Raw genomic sequence first — 18,322 nt, 5'->3', positions numbered from 1 at the left:
GCTGCACGACGCCGAGTTCCGTCGCGAACGCTCTCTGGTGGCTACCGCTCTTCGGGGCCGCGCTCGAAGACCTCGGGGTCGAGCACGAGGTGCTCGGCCTCGTCGTGGTCGGTGACGACGTCGGCGCCCGCTGCAGCGGCCTTTCGCGCCTTGCTCGCGGAAGAGAAGTAGTGCCAGAGCGTGGGGATGAGGGTGAGCACGACCGCACCGAGGAGGATGACGTCGATGTACTCCTGCACGAAGTCGGAGAGTGGCTCGATGTAGCCGATGAGAAAGCCGAAGTACGTGAGCCCGGCACCCCAGATGAGTGCGCCGATGAGGTTGTACAGCGAGTACTTCTTGTAGTTCATGTGACCGACGCCCGCGGCGACGGGAGCGAACGTGCGCACGATCGGCACGAATCGGGCGAGGATGATCGCGAGCGCGCCGAAGCGCTCGAAGAACGCGTTCGTGCGTTCGACGTTCTTCACACTGAACAGGCCCGACTCTTTGCGTTCGAACACGCTCGGGCCGAATCTATGGCCGATGAGATAGCCAACCTCGCCGCCCAGGAATGCGGCGACACCGATCGCAAGGCAGACCCACCAGATGTCGACGCCGAAGACGAGCGAGGTGTGCGTAAGCACGCCCGAGATCACGAGCAGCGTGTCACCGGGCAGCAGGAACCCGAAGAGCAAGCCCGTCTCGGCGAACACGATCGCGCAGACCACGACGAGTGCCCACGGGCCCGCGCCGGAGATGATCGCCGCTGGATCGAGCCAGGGGATGAGCGCGGTGTGGATCACGGGAGGGATCTCCTGTCGTCGTCGGGCACGGCGCAGCGTCGACGATGGTGGCGTCTGAGCAGGCGGCGTGGTGTCGTTGCAGTCTACCGAGGGCAGATGCGGGCGGCATCCGACTGGAGGATGACGTCGCTCAGGCGGCGAGCGCCTCGAAGATCGCGCCGTTGAACCGGAACGACTCGCGAACCTCGGCGATCAGCACGTCGACCTGCTCGGGCGAGAGGGCGAGGTCGTTCATCGCCTCTCGGTACCCGCGCTTGTAGCGGACGACCCCTTCTTCGGCGATCTCGAACCGGTAGAAACCGAGCTGCTCGGGGGTCGCGCCGTAGTGTCGTGCGACGAGCCGTGCGATGGCCTGGCCACCCGAGAGATCGCCGAGATAGCGGGTGTAATGGTGGGCGAGGAAGCGAACATCGTCGTCGGCGATGGCGCGGAGGTGGGCGGCGTACTCGGCCGTTGCGGGCAGCGGCGGATGCGTGCTGCGCCAGTCGGCAGCGCCGAGGGCGGCGAGGTCGGCCTCGATCGCGGCCGAGCGGGCGAGCTCGGGGTCGAAGACCGCGGGGTCGCCGTCGCGACTGCCGCGCTCCTCGAGCGCTTGGTACACCCAGCCGAACTGTGCGAGATAGCGCGTGTACTCCGCAAGCGAGAGTTCGCCGCCCATGAGTTGCACGATGTATCCGCGTGATTCGGCGGCACGGTGGTCGTCGGCGGATGCCGCGCGCACGAGTGCAGCGACGTCGACGGGTTCGGTGCCGGGGCGTGGCGCAGTCGGGGGAGCGATCGGCATGACGACCCTTCGGGTGAGGCGAGTTAGGTAAGGGTTACCTCACCAGCCTACGGGGCGAACGGCTCGGTGGGAAGCTTCAGCGACCGCGGAGCGACTCGATCTCTCGCGGCCACGAGATCTTCTGGAGCGAGCCGTTGTCAGGGGTCGGCGGTAGCGTCGCCCCCATGAAGCACGGGTTCATCTTCACCGGTACCGATCCGAACCTCGCGGTCGAGCTCGCGCCGCTCGCCGAAGCAGCCGGATGGCACGGGTTCTTCGTGTGGGAGGGCATCTGGGCCACCGACCCCTGGGCCACGCTCGCGGCGGCGGCGATGGTCACCGAGCGCATCCGCCTCGGCACGATGCTCACGCCGGTGCCGCGCCGCCGCCCGTGGGAGCTCGCCGGGCAGACCATGACCGTCGACCGGCTCTCGGGCGGCCGCGTCATCCTCTCAGCCGGGCTCGGCGTCTCCGAGGCCGAGCCCCGATTCTGGACCTTCGAAGACGACCCCGGCCGCAAGCATCGCGCCGAGCTGCTCGACGAGTCGCTCGAGCTCATGCAGCAGTTGTGGCGCGCCGAGCCGTTCGAATACGAGGGGCAGCATTATCGGGCTGCGCGCACCGATTCGATGCTGCCGCCGGCGATCGTGCAGCAGCCCCGCATTCCGACGTGGGTCGTCGGGCTCTGGCCGCGCATGAAGTCGATGCGCCGTGTCGCGGCGTACGACGGGTGGATTCCGAACTACGCGCCGCCTGGGGCGTCGCCTGCGAGCCCCGAAGAGCAGACGCGGCTCTTCGCTCCCGAGATCGCGGCCGAAGCGATCGCGTGGATACATGCCGAGCGTGAAGCGCTGGGTCTCGCAGATCGGCCGTTCGACGTGATCCAAGAGGGCACGACGAGCGGTACGGATGCCGCGGCCGACGCTGCCCTCGTGCAGCCGTGGGCCGACGCGGGCGCCACCTGGTGGCTCGAGTCCGATTGGTCAGTGCCCGCCGAGCGCATCGAAGCGTACGCTCGCGAACGCATCGCCGCCGGGCCGCCGAGAGACTGAACTCAGTCGGAGGAGTCGTCCTTCGCTATCTCGTTGCCGTCGGCGTCGTACTCGATCCAGTCGTCATCGATCTCGGGCGACTGTGACTGCGGGCGATTGGGATCGCGGTCGAGACCGAGCGGCTCTTCAAGGGGATCGACGAAATCAGTCATGGCCAGCTTCCTCTCGTCTGACGCCGTCGGAATAACGGCCCTGAGACGAACGTAGCGCGACAACGCGAGCTGCGACATCCGTGTAACTGTCGGCTCGCATGATCTCTCGTGCGGAAGGTGGGACTCGAACCCACACGCCCGAAGGCACAGGAACCTAAATCCTGCGTGTCTACCGATTTCACCACTCCCGCGAGTGCCCGATCAGTCTAGGCGTTTCGCCGGCGCCGCCCTCGGAGCGACCACAGTGCCGTGCTTCTCTCGAGGCTGCGCCGAGCGGCATGATCTGCCCCACCCATGTCGTGCCCGGGAACCACGGCATCGCCTCGAGCGGGCGCGAGGCGATGATCGCCCCATCGCGGTGCGCCTGTGGATAACTTCGGGGCGAGGCATCCGACACACCGCATGATGGATGCCATGACCGACGCCGTGCGCACCATCGCCGACCGGGTGCGCACACGGGTGCTCCGTGACGGGGTCGATCTCACGCGTGACGAGTCCGCCGCGGCGCGCTACGCGCATGAAGAGGTGCGGCGGTACAGCGAGCGTGCGCTCGCCGGCGCGCATGCCCAGCTGGGCGACGAGCACGGCACGGCTCGCGACGTGGTCGCCTCGATCACCGGCTACGGGCAGTTGCAGCCCTACTTCGACGATCCCGAGGTCGAAGAGATCTGGATCAACGCGCCCACCAAGGTGTTCATCGCCCGCCACGGCGTGTCAGAGCTGACGACCGTCGTGCTCTCCGATCGCGAGGTGCGAGAGCTCGTCGAACGGATGCTGCAGCACTCGGGTCGCCGCGTCGACCTCTCGTCGCCCTTCGTCGATGCCTCGCTGCCCGACGGCTCGCGGCTGCACGTCGCCATCCCCGATGTCGCGAGGGCGCACTGGGCCGTCAACATCCGCAAGTTCCAGCGCCGCATCCGCTCGCTCGCACAGCTCATCGAGCTCGGTTCCGTCACGCCGCACGCCTCCGAGTTCCTCCGTATGAGCGTGCTCGCCGGTGCGAACATGCTCGTGTCGGGTGCGACGCACACGGGCAAGACCACCATGCTCAACGCCCTCATGTCCGGAGCGCGCGCGAGCGACCGGGTCGTCACCGTTGAAGAGACGTTCGAGCTCGATCTCGACGTGCGCGACCTCGTGGCGTTGCAGTGCCGTCAACCGAGCCTCGAGGGCACCGGCGAGATCACGCTGCGCCGGCTCATCAAAGAAGCGCTGCGCATGCGGCCCGATCGGCTCATCGTCGGCGAAGTGCGCGAGGCCGAGAGTCTCGACCTGCTCATCGCGCTGAACTCGGGCCTGCCGGGCATGTGCACCATCCACGCCAACTCCGCGCGCGACGCGCTCGCGAAGCTCTGCACGCTGCCGCTCCTCGCCGGCCGCAACATCGACTCCTCGTTCGTCGTGCCGACCGTTGCCAGCTGCATCGACCTCGTCGTGCACCTCGCGATCGACCGAGACGGTCACCGTCGGGTCTCCGAGATCATCGCGCCGACCGGCGGATGCACCGGGGCATCCGTCGACGCCGATGCTGTGTTCGTCTCGCGCGACGGTGAACTCATCGCCACGGGTGCGACGCCGGCGCGACTCGAGAAGTATCATGCCGTCGGGCTCGACCCCGACATCGTGCTCGCGGCGGCCCGCCGATGAGCCTCGTGCTCGGGGCGCTGTTGGGTCTCGGCGTGTTGTTGGCCTTCTCTCCGCTCATGTGGCCGGCCAAGGTCGCGCGAACGAAGGGCCTCGGCGACGGCGGGAGGATCCGCGACGAGCTCGCCCTCGCCGGGCTCGGCGGCGTGCCGGTCGCCGTCATCGTGGTCGTCGCTGCCGTGCTCGCAGTCGTAGGCGGCGCGATCGCGCAGGCGGTCTTCATGGTGCCCGTGCTCACTATGGTCGCGACGCTGCTGGGCGCGGCCATCGTCCCGCTGCTCGTGCGCGCACGAGCCGCACGCCGGCGGGCGACCAATCGCGCGGTGTGGCCCGATGTCGTCGACCACCTCGTGGCGTCGGTGCGAGCCGGCATGTCGTTGCCCGACAGTCTTGGGGCACTCGCCGACCTCGGCCCGGCACCCACCCGTGCGGCGTTCGCGGCCTTCGATGACGAATACCGACGTACGGGCAACTTCGGAGCGTGCCTCGACCGCCTGAAGGCTTCGCTGGCCGACCCCGTCGCCGACCGCATCTTCGAAACCCTCCGGATGGCCCGTGAGGTCGGCGGCAGTGACGTGACGGCCGTGCTCCGCGGACTCGCAGGGTACCTCCGCGAAGACGCGGCGCTTCGCGGCGAGGTCGTCGCCAGGCAGTCCTGGATCCGCAACGCGGCCCGCCTCGGCGTCGCAGCGCCGTGGTTGCTGCTCCTGGTGCTCGCCTCGCGACCCGAGACGATCGTCGCCTACGACTCCGCCGCGGGCACCGCCCTGATCATCGCCGGAGTGGTCGTGACCATCGTGGCCTACCAAGCGATGGTCGCCCTCGGCCGACTGCCAGAGGAGCGCAGATGGTTCCACTGAACGGCGCCTCTGCGCTCGCGCTCGTCTTCGGCGCAGTGCTCGGCCTCGGGCTCTGGCTCGTCGTCTCGGCGGTGCCGCGTGTCGGCCGCCCGAAGCTGGTCGATCGTGTCGCTCCGTATGTCGCCGACATCTCGGCCGAGGCGCGGGCATTGCTCGCGAGACGGCCGGCCGACCCGACGCCGGTGCTGGGGTTCCTCATAAGCCCCGCCGCTCGCGCGCTGCGCACTCTCGTCTCGGAGTGGCTCGGCGGAGCCGACACGATCGCGCGACGCCTCCGGCAGGCGGGGTCGACGGCGACGGTCGAGCGGTTCCGGGGCGAGCAACTGGCGTGGAGTGCCGGCGCATTCGCCCTGGCCTCCGCGCTCGCCCTCCTCTCGCCGGCGTTCGGATCGCTTCCCGCGGTCGTTCGCATCGCCATGCCGTTCCTCGCGGCGGCGCTCGGTGCGATCGCACGCGACTGGGTGCTGCAGCGCGCCGCCCGCCGGCGCCTCGCCCGAATCTCGGCCGAGCTGCCGACGGTGCTCGAGTTCCTGACCCTCAGCCTCACCGCGGGCGAAGGCATGCTCGATGCGATCCGTCGTCTCGCGAGCGTCGGCTCTCGGTCGGGTGAACTGCCACGAGAGTTCGCCGGAGTCGTGGCATCCGTCGGCACCGGGGTGCCGCTCGGCCAGGCGCTGACGCAACTTCGTGACGACCTGGAGCATCCGGCGCTCTCACGCGCCCTCGACCAGGTGCTCGGTGCGCTCGATCGAGGCGCCCCGCTCGCGGCCGTGCTCCGATCGCAAGCCGGCGATGCCCGTGAGGAAGCCAAACGCACGATCATCGAGCTCGCGGGGCGTAAAGAGGTCGCGATGCTCGTGCCCCTGATCTTCTTGATTCTGCCCGTCACAGTCGCGTACGCGCTGTTCCCGGGCTACCTCGTGCTGCAGACGGGATTCTGATGAACCGCAGCATCGATGACGACGACCGTTCAACCCCGTGCGCAGAAGTCAGGTGCACCGACGAAAGGAAACCCCATGCGCAGGTGGATCGAGCAACGGATCCGCGACGAACGCGGCGACGTGCCCGGCTGGGTGCTCATCACGCTCATGACGGCCGGGCTGGTCATCGTCATCTGGGGGCTCGCCGGGCCGGCGCTGTCGGGCGTCTTCGACCAGGCGATCAGCCGGGTGCTCGGCGTCTGATCAACCGGGCGCTTCCCGCCCGGCTCCGGAGGTTCGCGCGGCGACTCGCGAGGCAGGAGCGTGGCTCAGCCGTCGCCGAGTTCACGCTCGTGGGCATTCTGCTCACGGTGCTCGCGCTCGCCGTGGTGCAGCTGGCGCTGGCCCTGCACGTGCGGAACACCGTGCTCGACGCCGCCGCCGAGGGAGCCAGATATGCCGCGCTCGCCGGGTCGAGCGAGGGTGCCGGCATCGCCCGCACGCGCGAACTGATCGGTGCGGCCGTCTCGACCGACTACGCGAACGACATCGAGGCGGGCATCACGACCGCCGGCGGCGTTGCCATCGTGTCGGTGACGGTGCGCGCCCCGCTGCCCGTCGTGGGACTACTCGGCGTCGACCGAGCGCTGGAGGTGACGGGGCATGCTGCGCTCGAAGTTCTCGAATGAGTCTGGTTCGGCGTCGCTCGAGTTCCTCACGGTCGGCATCATCCTGCTCGTGCCGCTCGTCTACCTCGTGCTCGCCGTCGCGGCGATTCAGGGCGGTGCGCTCGCTGTCGAGGGCGCGGCGAGGCAGGCGGCGCGCGTCGCCGTGCAAGCGATCGATGCAGGGGCAGCGGATGCCGCGGTGGAACGCGCCGTGCGGGTGACGCTCGACGACTACGGGGTCGATGCCGACGCGGCATCCGTCACCGTCTCATGTTCGCCCTCGGGCGATTGCCTCGCCCCGGGCGAGCGAGTCCGGGTCTCCGTCACGGCCACCGTCGCGCTGCCGCTCGTGCCCGCGTTCCTGTCGCTCGACCGAGCGACGAGCGTGCCCCTCGAGGCGAGCGCAACTCAGACCGTGTCGCGCTTCGCGGCGGCCACGACGACAGGCGGTACCGGCCCATGATGCGGTGGGTGCGGGCGCGTCTCGATCGGGGCGAACAGGGATCGACCCTGCTGCTCACGATCTTCTACTGCTTCCTCGGCCTCTCGCTCGTGCTCGTCGTCGTCTCGGCGACCTCGCTCTACCTCGAGCGAAAACGCCTGTTCACCCTCGCCGACGGTGCGGCGCTCTCCGCAGCCGAGGCGTGGAGCCTCGACACCGTGCACGTCGAGGGCGACCACCTCTCGCTCAGCCTCGACGATGTCGAGGTGCAGCAGGTCGCCGACGGCTACCTCGCCGACGCGGTGCACGGCTTGCACGACGTCGAACTCGTGCGCGCGGCATCCGACGACGGGCAGAGCGCGACGATCACGATGCGGGCCGTCTGGTACGCGCCCATCCACACAGAACTGGTGCCGCTGTCGGTGCCGATCGAAGTGACGGCGACGGCACGTTCCGTGTTCCATTGACGGAGCATTCAACTCACGGCTCGTTCCATTGACGGCTCACCGTGCGATTGACTGGGAACATGACCCTTGAGATCTCAGACCACTTCACTCGCATCCTCACCGCGCCGGTGTTCGCCCACCTCGGCACCGTGCGCCCCAATGGCGAAGTGCAGATCAACCCCATGTGGTTCGAGTTCGACGCCGAAACGCAGACGATCCGGTTCACGCACACGACGAAGCGCGCGAAGTTCCGCAACCTGCAGGCGAACCCCCGCATGACCCTCGAGATGACCGACCCCGAGAATCCGCAGAAGTACGTCGAGCTGCGCGGCACCCTCGCCGAGGTCATCCCCGACCCGGAAGGCGCGTTCTACGTTCACCTCGGCCAGCGTTACGGCAACGCCGAGCAGCAGGCACCCGCCGACAAGGCCGACCGGGTCATCCTCGTGATGCAGATCGAGAAGGTCAACGGACGCTGAGCCATGAGCGACGGCAATTCGGATCGGGGCCCGACAGCGCGAGCTGACGGGCGACGCTACGCGTGGACGGCGATCGCCGCCGTCGCGATCGTCGTGGCCGCGCTCTTCACGCCCGCGATCGCCTCGCTGCCGCTGTCGGGGCTCGCCGTCGTGCTCGGGCTGCGTGCGCGGCGTGAGGTGAAGAGCGATCCGACACTCGTCGCCGGATGGCTCTGGATCGGCGCCGTCGCCGTCGGAGGCTTCGTGTTCGTCTCGCAGGTCATTCTCGTCGTGCTGTCACTCACGACGACGGGCTGAAACCAGCTCGAACGCTGCGTCAGCGCCGTCGCCGGTGGGGCACGTACCGGGGAATCCAGCGCCAGAGCAGCGCGGCGCCGACGAGGCCGAGCGCCCCGACCACGACGTTCGCGGCCATGATCGAGCCGAGAGAGGTCACTGCCGCGATCATGAGCGGAGCCCCGGCCCCGCCGGTGTCGCCGATCATTCGGAACGCGCCGAGGAACGGCGCCGGGTTCTGCTTCGGCGCGAGGTCGGCGCCGAGCGTCATGATGATGCCGCTCGTGACCCCGTTCGCGAGGCCGAGCCAGGCGGCGATGATCGCGAACCACAGGACGTTGTCGGGCAGGTCGTGCGTGAACGCGAGCGCGATGTGGCCGACGGCCATGCCGAGCAGGCCGGGGATCGCGCTCCAGAGCCGGCCGAAACGGTCCATGATCTGGCCGCTCACGTAGAACAATGCGAAGTCGATGGTGCCCGAGATGCCGATCACGAGCGCGGCCTGCTCGGCCGGCATGCCGATCGAGACCGACCACAAGGGGAGCACCACCGTGCGGCTCGCGCGGATCGCGGAGAGCAGGCCCACGCCCGTGCCGATGCGCGCGAGCACGCCTCGGTTCTCGCGGATCGCGCGGAACACGCTCGGCGAAGACTCTGCCGCAGCCTCGGCCTCACCGGCCGTGCGCGGCCGGCCCGCGGCATCCGTCGCGGTCTCGAGCACGTCAGCGGATGCCGCACGTGCGAGCCTCGCCGCACCGAAGACCCGCTCCGGGTCGGGCAGCAGCACGAGCACACCGATCACCGCGAAACATGCGGCGACGAGCACCCAGAAGACGGTCTCGCTCGAGCCCGTCGCCGCGATGATGGCCGCCGCGACGAACGGGCCGACCGCCCAGCCTGCGCGGAACACTCCGCCGAGCGTCGAGAGCGCACGCGCGCGGATGCGCACCGGCACGTAGCTCGTGAGGAACGCATGTCGGGCGAGCCCGAACACCGAGGTCGCAAGCCCCAGCAGGAACACGCCGATGCCGAGCGCCGCGACGGTCGGGGAGACGAGCGCGATGAGCACCCCGATGACGGCCAGCAGCGCCGCACCGATCATCGCGTTGCGCTCGCCGATGCGCGCCACGAGCCAGCCGGCGGGCAGATCGCCGGCCAGCTCGCCGACCATGAGCATCGCCGCGATGAGGCCCGCGAGCGCGAGGGTCGCGCCACGTTCGGTCGCCACGAGCGGGATGATCGGGATCATCGCGCCCTCGCCGAGCGAGAAGACGAGCGTCGGCAGGTAAACCGGGAGGATGATCGAGCGCCACGAGAATCGGGGCGTGGAATCGGTCATCGATTCGACGCTACACCCGTGCCGCCACCGCCCGGTGCCGTCGCCTTCGGGGAGGGGGCGGATGCCGCGTCAGTCGCGGGAAGGGCGACTCGCGTAGGCTGGGAGGCCATGTTGGATCTTGACCTCACACAGGAGATCGCCGCGCTGCGATCCACCTTCCGCGACATCCGTTCCGTCGTCGACGTCGACGGCCTCGAGTCGGAGATCGAGCGGCTCTCTGAGCAGGCCGGCGCTCCCGATCTCTGGGACGACACCGAGAACGCCCAGAAGGTGACGAGTGAGCTCAGCCACCGTCAGACCGAGCTCGCCCGGGTGAAGAGCATCGATTCACGGCTCGACGACCTCGAGGTGCTCGTCGAGTTGGCCAACGAGATGGGCGACGAAGAGAGCGCTGCAGAGGCGCGCGCCGAACTCGAGTCGCTGCAGAAGGCCATCGGCGACCTCGAGGTGCAGACTCTGCTCGACGGCGAGTGGGACGACCGCCCCGCGGTCATCACCATCCGTGCCGGCGCCGGCGGCGTCGATGCCGCCGACTTCGCCGAGATGCTCATGCGCATGTACCTGCGCTGGGCCGAGCAGCACGGCTACAAGGCCACCGTGATGGACACGAGCTACGCAGAAGAGGCCGGCATCAAGTCGGCGACCTTCGAGATCGACGCGCCCTACGCGTTCGGCACCCTGAGTGTCGAGGCCGGCACCCACCGCCTCGTGCGCATGAGCCCGTTCGGTGCAGCAGGCAAACGCCAGACGTCATTCGCCGCCGTCGAGGTCATCCCGCTCATGGAAGAGGCGCAGGCGGTCGAGATCCCCGAGAACGACATCCGCGTCGACGTGTTCCGCTCGAGCGGGCCTGGTGGCCAGTCGGTCAACACGACCGACTCCGCGGTGCGCATCACCCACCTGCCGACCGGCACGGTCGTGTCGATGCAGAACGAGAAGTCGCAGATCCAGAACCGCGCCGCCGCCATGCGGGTGCTGCAGTCGCGACTGCTCCTGCTGCAGAAAGAGCAGGAGGCCGCGCAGAAGAAAGAACTTGCGGGCAACATCACCGCGAGCTGGGGCGACCAGATGCGTTCGTACGTGCTCGCGCCGTACCAGATGGTCAAAGACCTGCGCACCGACTACGAGGTCGGCAACCCGAGCCACGTCTTCGACGGCGACCTCGACGGCTTCATCGCGGCCGGTATCAAGTGGCGCAAGCGCCCCGCCGAGTAAACACCCGCTGAACGTGCGAGTCGTTGCGCCGATTCACCCCGTCCCTGCTTAGGCTCGATGGCGATGATCCGCTTCGATTCCGTCACCAAGACCTACTCCGGCCAGGCGAGGCCCGCCCTGAACGACATCGGGGTTGAGATCCTCCGCGGTGAGTTCGTCTTCCTCGTCGGCGCCTCGGGCTCCGGCAAGTCGAGTTTCCTCCGGCTGATCCTGAAAGAGGAGAAGCCCTCGAAGGGCGCGATCCATGTGCTCGGGCAAGACCTGGGCTCGATCTCGAGCCGCAAGGTGCCCTACTTCCGGCGTGATCTCGGCGTCGTCTTCCAGGACTTCCGGCTGTTGCCGAACAAGTCGGTCTACGAGAACGTCGCGTTCACCCTTCGGGTCATCGGCAAGTCGCGCGGCTTCGTGCAGTCGGCCGTGCCCGAGACGCTGAAGCTCGTCGGCCTCGACGGCAAGGGCAAGCGCATGCCCCACGAGCTCTCCGGCGGTGAGCAGCAGCGGGTCGCCATCGCTCGCGCCATCGTGAACAACCCGCAGATCCTGTTGGCCGACGAGCCGACCGGAAACCTCGACCCCGTGACGAGCGCCGGCATCATGACTTTGCTCGAACGCATCAACTCGAGTGGCACGACCGTCGTCATGGCCACGCATGAGGCCGGCATCGTCGACCAGATGCAGCGCCGGGTGATCGAGCTCTCCGCCGGCGACATCGTGCGCGACGAGCGCAGCGCCGGCTACGGAGCGTCGCTCCGCGAGTCCGGCGCGGATGCCGGCGACGGCACCGGTCCCGTTGCCCAGCCGACCGGCGAGCCGATCACGAGTGCAGCACCGAAAGTCACGACCGAGGTGATGCGCGAAGCGCAGCCGCTCTACGTCGAGCCCGAAGAGCGCGACGAGGTGACGGATGCCGCGGCGGCGATCACCGCCGCAGCGACTGCCGCCGTGCCCGTGGCCGGCGAGGGGGCCGGCTCGAGTGACGCAGCGAAGGCGAAGAGGGCCGGAAGCGCGGCATCCGAACATCTGACTCTCGCTGAGCGGCTGGGACTGCGCGCCCCGGGAGGCCCCCGGGAAGGCGACGACGACCAGGAAGTGGGGCCGACGAAATGAGGATCGGTCTCGTGCTCTCCGAGGCGGCGAACGGCCTTCGCCGGAACGCCTCGATGGTGGTCTCCGTCGTGCTCGTGACGTTCATCTCGCTGACCTTCGTCGGCACCGCGGCGCTGCTGCAGCTGCAGATCGGCCAGATGAAGAACTACTGGTACGACCGAGCCCAGGTCGCCGTGTACCTCTGCACGGGCGTGTCGACCACAGCCGGCTGCACCGACGGCGAAGCGACTGAAGAGCAGAAGGCCGCGATCGAGGAGCAACTGGGTTCCGACACGCTGATGCCTTTCATCGACGAGTTCTACTTCGAAGATCACGAGCAGGCCTTCGAGAACTTCCAGGAGCAGTTCAAGGGCACCCCGGCGGCCGACTACGTGACGCCCGAGGTGCTGAACGAGACGTTCTGGGTGAACCTCGTCGATCCATCGCAGGCTGCCGTGCTCGTCGAGAGTCTTGCGGGCATGGCCGGCGTCGAGGGGGTGGTCGACCAGCGCCGGTATCTCGATCAGATCTTCGACGTCTTGAACGCCGCGAGCTACACGGCGATCGCGATCGCGGCGATCATGCTCGTCGCTGCGGCCCTGCTCATCGCCACGACCATCCGGCTCTCGGCGTTCTCGCGCCGGCGAGAGCTCGGCATCATGAGGCTGGTGGGTGCGTCGAATCGGTTCATCCAGACCCCGTTCATACTCGAGGGCGTGTTCGCGGGGCTCATCGGCTCCGTGCTCGCGGGTGGGGCGGTGGTCGCGATCGTGTACTTCTTCGTGCAGGGCTACCTCGCCGACAACCTGTCGTTCACCTTCGTCGACCTCGGCGATGCGCTCATCGTGGTGCCGTTGCTCATCCTCGTGGGGGTGCTGCTCGCGGCCGCGTCGGCTGGCATCGCGATCACGAGGTATCTGAAGGTCTAGTTCGCAGCTACTGAGTTCGCAGCTTCCGAGTCCGGCGAAACGGATGCCGCGGCATCCGTTAGACTGAACGGCTGCTCCGGATGCCCCGGGGCATCCGTTTCGAGGCAAGGAGCCGCTCGTGCCCAGGGAGACCGGTCAGAAGGTCGTGGCGACCAACCGCAAGGCGCGCCACGACTATACGATCGAGGACACCTACGAGGCCGGCATCGTGCTGACCGGCACCGAGGTGAAGTCGCTGCGCGAGGGTCGGGCGTCGCTCGTCGACGGCTACGCGTTCCTCGAAGGCGGCGAGATGTGGCTCGACGCGGTGCACATTCCCGAGTACACCGAGGGCACCTGGAACAACCACGCTCCGCGGCGCAAGCGCAAGCTGCTGCTGCACAAGCAGGAGATCGTGAAGATCAGCCACCGCACGAGCCAAGGCGGCTACACGCTGGTGCCGTTGCGGATCTACTTCTCGAACGGTCGCGCGAAAGTCGAGATCGCGGTTGCGAAGGGCAAGCGGGAGTTCGACAAGCGGCAGGCACTGCGCGAGCGTCAAGACAAGCGCGAGGCCGACCGGGCCATGGCGAGCCGGCGCAACCTCGGCGACTGATCGTTCCCTGAGCCTGTCGAAGCGACGTGCGATGTAGGCTCGTCGCGATGGAGACCTCGACCCGCATCCCTGTGCCCGGAACGTACAACTTCCGTGACGTCGGCGGGCTGCCGGCACTGACCGGAACGGTACGCGCGGGCGTGCTCTACCGCTCCGACGGCCTGCACAGATTGGGGGAGGCAGGGCAAGCGAAGTTCCGCGACCTCGGGGTCGGTATCGTCATCGACCTGCGCGACGAGAACGAGTCCCGGGTCATGCCCGACGATCTGGGCGACCTCGACGTCGAGGTGCTGCGGCTGCCGGTGTTCGAGGGGTCCGGTGCGTCACAGGGTGCCGCGGGCATCTCGCTCGACGCACTGTACGAGCGCATCGTCACCCAGCACGCGTCGGTCGTCGTCGCCGCACTGCGCGAGATCTCGACGGCCGGTGACCGCGCCGTGGTGGTGCACTGCACGGCGGGCAAAGACCGCACCGGCGTCGTCATCGCCCTCGCGCTGCTCGCGGTCGGTGTCGATCGTGAGTCCGTCGTCGCCGATTACGCCTCGACCGAGGCGAACCTCGCGGGGGAGTGGCTCGAAGAGATGGTGGGCCTCGTCGTGCGTTACGGCGTGCCCGACAGCCCCGAGCTGCGCACGCTCATGGGCGGCAGCCCGCGTGACGCGATCGACGGCGTCATCGAGACCATCGAACGTGAACACGGCTCCGTGCGCGAGTACCTGCTCGCCGCCGGGCTGGCGCTTTCCGAACTCTCCGCGCTCGAGACGCTGCTGATCGACCCGAGCTGAGCTCGGCGGGCTTCTCGACGTCAGCCGATCCGGCTCGCCTCAGGCGGGCGCGGCCGCGAACCTGGCGTCGACGGATGCCGCGATCACGAGTTGCGCCGGCGTGAACTGCGATGGGCCGCCGCCCGACGAGTCGACCGTTGCATCGTGCATCACGTACATCCGCTCAGCGCCTGCAGCAGGCACGACCGGCTGTGCGGTGAGCAAGCCCGTGTCGGCGAGTTCGACGGGTGCGGGAACGCCGAGTCCGAGCGCAGCGGCATAGACGGTCGCTTTCGCGACGGCGTCGGCGACGGCGCCGCGCTGTGCGAGCTCCTGGGTGCGCTTGCGGGTGGCATCCGTCAGTCGCCACTCGATACCGCCAACGGAGACCCGGCCGTTGACGGAGACGGCGCTGACCCATTCGCCGAGCTTGTCGAGATCGGTGAAGACGACCTCGACCTCGGCGCTCGCCTGATGCACGACCGGCAGTTGCTTGCCCTCACTGTTCCACGGACGGTGTGACGAGATCCGCAGTTGCCCCGCCGACCACGTGTCGAGGGCGCCGGATGCCTCGAGCCCGCGCACCGCGGCGATGAGTGCTTCGCGTGCCTCGGCGGTGCGCGCCAATGTGGAGTCGCGCTCGGCGCCCGACGCGCCGACCGTCAGCGACACCGCGCCGAGCTCGGGTGCGACGCGCTCTTCGGCGTTGCCGCGCACGGCGATGACGGTAGCCACATGGACCTCCAGAATCATCCGCTCGGGAATGGCGGAGCGGCCGCGCCTGTTCTAGACTGTAAGGCCGGGCACTCACCGATTCAAAGATCGGCGCCCGGGTTGGGCTCTGCCCATTGAAAATTCCACAGTGTGCGACAACGGCCCGCCAGACTGCAGTCTCAGTTCCGACTGAGCGAGCAGTCACGGCGATTCATGGGGATGATCGGTTTCGACATCGTCTGCGAACCCACGAGAAGCGGGCCGAGGATCCAGGGTTATCTCGTAAACGATCTCTGGAAAACAATAAGTGCCAATTCAAAGCGCACTGACTTCGCCCTCGCTGCTTAAGCGAGCTCGATAGTCCGTCAGCCCGCGGGTCTGTTCCCGCCCCGGTAGCTGGCGTCATCAAGGGAACTTGCTGCGTGTGGTCGCCTGAGCGACACGCGGGACTTTACTCAGGCTGGGCTCGTCGACCTAGGCGCCTGTGGCAAAGGTCGGGGCCGAGCAGAACGCTTGCACAGGCTGCGCCCGGAGAAGGCGTGGAATCACAGCGATGGACGGGGGTTCAATTCCCCCCATCTCCACCATCGGCCGTTGTCGCACATTGTCGGAGCAGTTCAGCGCTGCATCATGCATCCGTGTCTCAGGTGCGTGCTGCCTCGCGCAGCAGCGCCGTGATGCGCAGAACCGCGGGGTGCGTTCGCATCGAGCGCTTCACTCGCAACATGATGCGCCGCTGCACGTCGACATCGTCGACTGGCAGCACGGTGACGCCGTCGGGTAGGTCGAGCACGCCGAGGCGAGGCAGCACGGTGACGCCGACGTTGTGGGCGACGTAGTCGAAGGCGGTCGCATAGTCGGGGGCCTGGATGCGGAACTGCGGTGCGAACCCGCGGGCGGCGCAGGCCGACAGCGCGATCTCACGGCATGGTCCGTGAGCGTGGTCATTGTCGATCCAAGGTTCGTCGGCGAGCTCGCGCAGCGTCGCCGAGTGCTGCTTCGTGAGCGGATGCCCGTTCGGCACGACGACGACGTAGCCCTCGGTGCGAAGCTCTTCGATCTCGTAGCCGTCTGCTGTGCCATCTGCGACCGCCGGGTCGCGGTCGCCGCGAACCGATTCGGCGACGTACAACTCGATGTCGGGCTCACCGGCGTGTTGTCCGCGCAGTTCGACGAGGCTGAGCTCGAGCCGCAGTGTCGGGAATTCGCTCAAGAGTGTGGCGGCGATCGCCGGCATCCAGGCGCGGTTCGACGACATGAAGCAACTGATGCGCAGCGTTCCGCTGCGGCCGGAGCGCAGATCGTCGGCCATGGAGTCGAAATCGGCGAGTTGGTCGAGCACTCGAGCGGCACGGTCGGCGACGGCGATGCCGGCCGACGTCGGCACGATGCCGCGCCCGCGCTTCTCGATGAGCGTCAGCCCGGTCTCGCGCTGCAGCGTGCTCACGTGCTGGCTGACCGCCGAAGGGGTGTAACCGAGTCGCGTCGCAGCCTGATTGATCGAGCCGGTCTGCACGACTGCCCGGAACACGCGGAGTCGATGTGGGTCTACCATGCCGCGATCGTACAGTGTCACTGAACGAATAGGAAGAATCGTTCGCTTGTACTGAGGTGATTCGCACGTCAGGCTGGACGGATGCGACTCCCCTCAGCGACCGCGCCCGACGCGCCGCAATCACCGGTGCCACCAGCCACGATCGGCTGGAAGGTGCTGACCGCGATGCTCATCGTGCTGGTGCTCTGGGCCTCGGCATTCATCGCCATCCGAGGGGTCGGGGATGCGATCTCGCCCGGACCGCTCGCGCTCGGCCGACAGCTCGTCGGTGCCACCGTGCTCGTCGCGATCGCCATCTGGCGCCGCCCGCCGCTGCCTCGCCCCCGCGCACTGGTGCTCATCGCGGTCTACGGTCTGCTCTGGTTCGCGGGCTACACCCTCGTGCTCAATCTCGCCGAGCGCCACCTCGACGCGGGCACCGCCGCGATGCTCGTGAACATCGCGCCGCTCCTCGTGGCGCTCGCCGCCGGCGCACTGCTGAAGGAGGGGTTCCCGCGCCCGCTCATGATCGGAATCGGCATCGCGTTCACCGGTGTCGTGATCATCGCGACGGGCGGCATCGGTGCGCACAGCGATCCGCTCGGCATCGTGCTCGGTATCCTCGCCGCAGTGCTCTATGCCGCCGGGGTACTCGTGCAGAAGGTCGCCCTGCGAGAGGCCGACGCGCTGAGCGCGACCTGGATCGGTTGCGTGGTCGGCGCCGTGGCGCTGCTGCCATTCCTCCCGCAGACCATCGGCGAGCTCTCCGACGCGCCGACGCCGGCCGTGCTGGCGGTCGTGTACCTCGGGGTCTTCCCGACAGCCGTCGCGTTCCTGCTCTGGGCGTACGTGCTCAAGCGCAGCTCCGCCGGTGCGACCGCCTCGGCCACCCTTGCCGTGCCCGCGATCGTCGTCGTGCTCTCGTGGCTGCTGCTCGGTGAGCTGCCGACCCTGCTCGGGATGATCGGCGGCGTGCTGTGCCTCGCCGGCGTCGCGTGGAGCCGCCGCAAGCCCCGGCCGGCATGAGACCCGGCAGGCATGAGAAATGCCGCGTGGCGCACCCGAAGGCGCACCACGCGGCATCCGTGGCTCAGCTGATCAGCGTGCGGTGCCCGCGAGGGTTCCCGTGACCTGGCCGGCCGGGTCGTAGATCACGCACGAGACGACGCGGTCGTCGAGGCTCTCCCAGCTCTCTTGCGACGGGCGGTACGCGTACATGTCGAGCGTCGAGGTGTCGTAGCCGAGGCCGACGAAGGGCTCGAACTGCGCGAGGCAGGCCTCGTCGGACTGCGTCTCCACGACGTCGTCGCCGGGGTACTCCTCGCCCTCGAGGGTGAGGTCGAAGTACACCTCTTCGTCGTGCGGCTGGTCGCACGGAACGACGGGCACCTCGGAGACGAGCTCTTCGGTCACTTCGTTCATGCAGTCGCCGACCTGAAGGGCGAAGACGTCGGCGTCGCCTTCTTCAACGATCTCTTGCGTGGTCTCGTCGCGTTCGGGTTGCGGTGCAGAGCCGCCGACGAGGTCGCGAACGATGCTGCATCCGGACAGCGGGATCGCGACCGCGACGGCGGCGAGGGAGACGAGTGCGCGCGTCAGCGTGCGGCGCGTGGCAGAGTTCACGGGGTAGAGCCTCTCGGTTGGGTGGGGTTCGATGAT

The 18,322-nt window shown here is 68.3% G+C and carries 23 protein-coding genes, 1 tRNA gene and 1 other RNA gene; 17 read left to right on the top strand and 8 right to left on the bottom strand.

Annotated elements, in window-relative coordinates; translation table 11 throughout:
- Positions 1–41: 41 nt before the first annotated feature.
- Positions 42–785: a DedA family protein gene (locus AC1C2R_RS18990; protein WP_495380923.1), complete on the bottom strand. Its 744-nt coding sequence runs from the start codon at positions 783–785 to the stop codon at positions 42–44.
- Positions 786–915: 130 nt separating this feature from the next.
- Entirely contained in the window at positions 916–1,569 is a 654-nt protein-coding gene (locus AC1C2R_RS18985) for a biliverdin-producing heme oxygenase (protein ID WP_495380922.1), read from the bottom strand.
- A 164-nt stretch (positions 1,570–1,733) separates the two neighbouring features.
- Between AC1C2R_RS18985 and AC1C2R_RS18980 the strand changes: the two genes are divergently transcribed.
- Positions 1,734–2,600 carry an LLM class flavin-dependent oxidoreductase gene (locus tag AC1C2R_RS18980; RefSeq protein WP_495380921.1) on the top strand — a complete coding sequence of 289 codons (867 nt, stop codon included), beginning with the start codon at positions 1,734–1,736 and terminating at the stop codon, positions 2,598–2,600.
- Between the two features lie 2 nt (positions 2,601–2,602).
- On the opposite strand, the gene AC1C2R_RS18975 is transcribed toward AC1C2R_RS18980, so the two are convergent.
- Together AC1C2R_RS18975 and AC1C2R_RS18970 are read right to left on the bottom strand one after the other, a co-directional pair.
- Positions 2,603–2,830 carry a hypothetical protein gene (locus AC1C2R_RS18975; RefSeq protein ID WP_495380920.1) on the bottom strand — a complete coding sequence of 76 codons (228 nt, stop codon included), beginning with the start codon at positions 2,828–2,830 and terminating at the stop codon, positions 2,603–2,605.
- 31 nt (positions 2,831–2,861) lie between these two features.
- Positions 2,862–2,943: transfer RNA gene (locus AC1C2R_RS18970), tRNA-Leu, on the bottom strand.
- Between the two features lie 223 nt (positions 2,944–3,166).
- On the opposite strand from AC1C2R_RS18970, the gene AC1C2R_RS18965 reads away from it, so the two are divergent.
- From AC1C2R_RS18965 to AC1C2R_RS18925, 9 genes are all read left to right on the top strand, one after another.
- Complete coding sequence (locus AC1C2R_RS18965) at positions 3,167–4,399, top strand: TadA family conjugal transfer-associated ATPase (RefSeq protein WP_495380919.1); 1,233 nt, start codon at positions 3,167–3,169, stop codon at positions 4,397–4,399.
- Positions 4,396–5,256 carry a type II secretion system F family protein gene (locus AC1C2R_RS18960; protein WP_495353544.1) on the top strand — a complete coding sequence of 287 codons (861 nt, stop codon included), beginning with the start codon at positions 4,396–4,398 and terminating at the stop codon, positions 5,254–5,256. Before AC1C2R_RS18965 ends, AC1C2R_RS18960 begins: the two co-directional genes overlap by 4 nt.
- Positions 5,244–6,197, top strand: coding sequence for a type II secretion system F family protein (locus tag AC1C2R_RS18955; RefSeq protein ID WP_495353545.1), 954 nt, complete (start codon positions 5,244–5,246; stop codon positions 6,195–6,197). The genes AC1C2R_RS18960 and AC1C2R_RS18955 overlap by 13 nt, the downstream gene beginning before the upstream one ends.
- Before the next feature lie 75 nt (positions 6,198–6,272).
- A complete protein-coding gene (locus tag AC1C2R_RS18950; protein WP_495353546.1) occupies positions 6,273–6,440 on the top strand; it encodes a hypothetical protein in 168 nt (55 codons plus the stop codon).
- The gene (locus tag AC1C2R_RS18945; protein WP_495381110.1) at positions 6,440–6,865 is read left to right on the top strand and encodes a TadE/TadG family type IV pilus assembly protein; all 426 of its coding nucleotides are present in this window, start codon (positions 6,440–6,442) and stop codon (positions 6,863–6,865) included. Before AC1C2R_RS18950 ends, AC1C2R_RS18945 begins: the two co-directional genes overlap by 1 nt.
- Positions 6,840–7,307, top strand: coding sequence for a hypothetical protein (locus AC1C2R_RS18940; RefSeq protein WP_495353547.1), 468 nt, complete (start codon positions 6,840–6,842; stop codon positions 7,305–7,307). The genes AC1C2R_RS18945 and AC1C2R_RS18940 overlap by 26 nt, the downstream gene beginning before the upstream one ends.
- An 8-nt stretch (positions 7,308–7,315) precedes the next feature.
- The gene (locus tag AC1C2R_RS18935; RefSeq protein WP_495380918.1) at positions 7,316–7,753 is read left to right on the top strand and encodes a pilus assembly protein TadG-related protein; all 438 of its coding nucleotides are present in this window, start codon (positions 7,316–7,318) and stop codon (positions 7,751–7,753) included.
- A 59-nt stretch (positions 7,754–7,812) separates the two neighbouring features.
- Entirely contained in the window at positions 7,813–8,211 is a 399-nt protein-coding gene (locus tag AC1C2R_RS18930) for a PPOX class F420-dependent oxidoreductase (RefSeq protein ID WP_495353549.1), read from the top strand.
- Between the two features lie 3 nt (positions 8,212–8,214).
- Positions 8,215–8,508 carry a hypothetical protein gene (locus tag AC1C2R_RS18925; protein WP_495353550.1) on the top strand — a complete coding sequence of 98 codons (294 nt, stop codon included), beginning with the start codon at positions 8,215–8,217 and terminating at the stop codon, positions 8,506–8,508.
- A gap of 19 nt (positions 8,509–8,527) precedes the next feature.
- Here AC1C2R_RS18925 and AC1C2R_RS18920 read toward each other — a convergent pair whose 3' ends face one another.
- The gene (locus AC1C2R_RS18920) at positions 8,528–9,826 is read right to left on the bottom strand and encodes an MFS transporter (RefSeq protein ID WP_495380917.1); all 1,299 of its coding nucleotides are present in this window, start codon (positions 9,824–9,826) and stop codon (positions 8,528–8,530) included.
- A 108-nt stretch (positions 9,827–9,934) separates the two neighbouring features.
- Here AC1C2R_RS18920 and prfB point away from each other — a divergent pair, with 108 nt between their 5' ends.
- From prfB to AC1C2R_RS18895, 5 genes are all read left to right on the top strand, one after another.
- A complete protein-coding gene (gene prfB, locus AC1C2R_RS18915; protein WP_495353552.1) occupies positions 9,935–11,041 on the top strand; it encodes a peptide chain release factor 2 in 1,107 nt (368 codons plus the stop codon).
- A gap of 63 nt (positions 11,042–11,104) precedes the next feature.
- Complete coding sequence (gene ftsE / locus AC1C2R_RS18910; RefSeq protein ID WP_495380916.1) at positions 11,105–12,148, top strand: cell division ATP-binding protein FtsE; 1,044 nt, start codon at positions 11,105–11,107, stop codon at positions 12,146–12,148.
- Complete coding sequence (ftsX, locus tag AC1C2R_RS18905; RefSeq protein ID WP_495353554.1) at positions 12,145–13,056, top strand: permease-like cell division protein FtsX; 912 nt, start codon at positions 12,145–12,147, stop codon at positions 13,054–13,056. Before ftsE ends, ftsX begins: the two co-directional genes overlap by 4 nt.
- Before the next feature lie 118 nt (positions 13,057–13,174).
- Positions 13,175–13,651: an SsrA-binding protein SmpB gene (gene smpB / locus AC1C2R_RS18900; RefSeq protein ID WP_495353555.1), complete on the top strand. Its 477-nt coding sequence runs from the start codon at positions 13,175–13,177 to the stop codon at positions 13,649–13,651.
- A 47-nt stretch (positions 13,652–13,698) separates the two neighbouring features.
- Entirely contained in the window at positions 13,699–14,436 is a 738-nt protein-coding gene (locus tag AC1C2R_RS18895) for a tyrosine-protein phosphatase (protein WP_495353556.1), read from the top strand.
- A gap of 39 nt (positions 14,437–14,475) precedes the next feature.
- Here the strand turns inward: AC1C2R_RS18895 and AC1C2R_RS18890 are convergent, their stop codons facing one another.
- Positions 14,476–15,150 carry an SIMPL domain-containing protein gene (locus AC1C2R_RS18890; protein ID WP_495380915.1) on the bottom strand — a complete coding sequence of 225 codons (675 nt, stop codon included), beginning with the start codon at positions 15,148–15,150 and terminating at the stop codon, positions 14,476–14,478.
- A 194-nt stretch (positions 15,151–15,344) separates the two neighbouring features.
- Between AC1C2R_RS18890 and ssrA the strand changes: the two genes are divergently transcribed.
- Positions 15,345–15,716, top strand: a transfer-messenger RNA (tmRNA) gene (gene ssrA, locus AC1C2R_RS18885).
- Between the two features lie 56 nt (positions 15,717–15,772).
- Here the strand turns inward: ssrA and AC1C2R_RS18880 are convergent.
- Positions 15,773–16,684, bottom strand: a complete 912-nt coding sequence (locus tag AC1C2R_RS18880) for a LysR family transcriptional regulator (protein WP_495380914.1) — start codon at positions 16,682–16,684, stop codon at positions 15,773–15,775.
- Between the two features lie 81 nt (positions 16,685–16,765).
- On the opposite strand from AC1C2R_RS18880, the gene AC1C2R_RS18875 reads away from it, so the two are divergent.
- Positions 16,766–17,689, top strand: coding sequence for a DMT family transporter (locus AC1C2R_RS18875; protein ID WP_495380913.1), 924 nt, complete (start codon positions 16,766–16,768; stop codon positions 17,687–17,689).
- A gap of 72 nt (positions 17,690–17,761) precedes the next feature.
- Here the strand turns inward: AC1C2R_RS18875 and AC1C2R_RS18870 are convergent, their stop codons facing one another.
- On the bottom strand, positions 17,762–18,286 hold the full coding sequence (locus AC1C2R_RS18870) for a septum formation family protein (RefSeq protein WP_495353560.1): 525 nt from the start codon (positions 18,284–18,286) through the stop codon (positions 17,762–17,764).
- Positions 18,287–18,322 lie beyond the last annotated feature (36 nt).

It is taken from the genome of Agromyces sp. Y182 (assembly GCF_059445385.1).
Note: the sequence above shows the minus strand (reverse complement) of the source record. Positions and strands in the feature narration are given on the sequence as shown.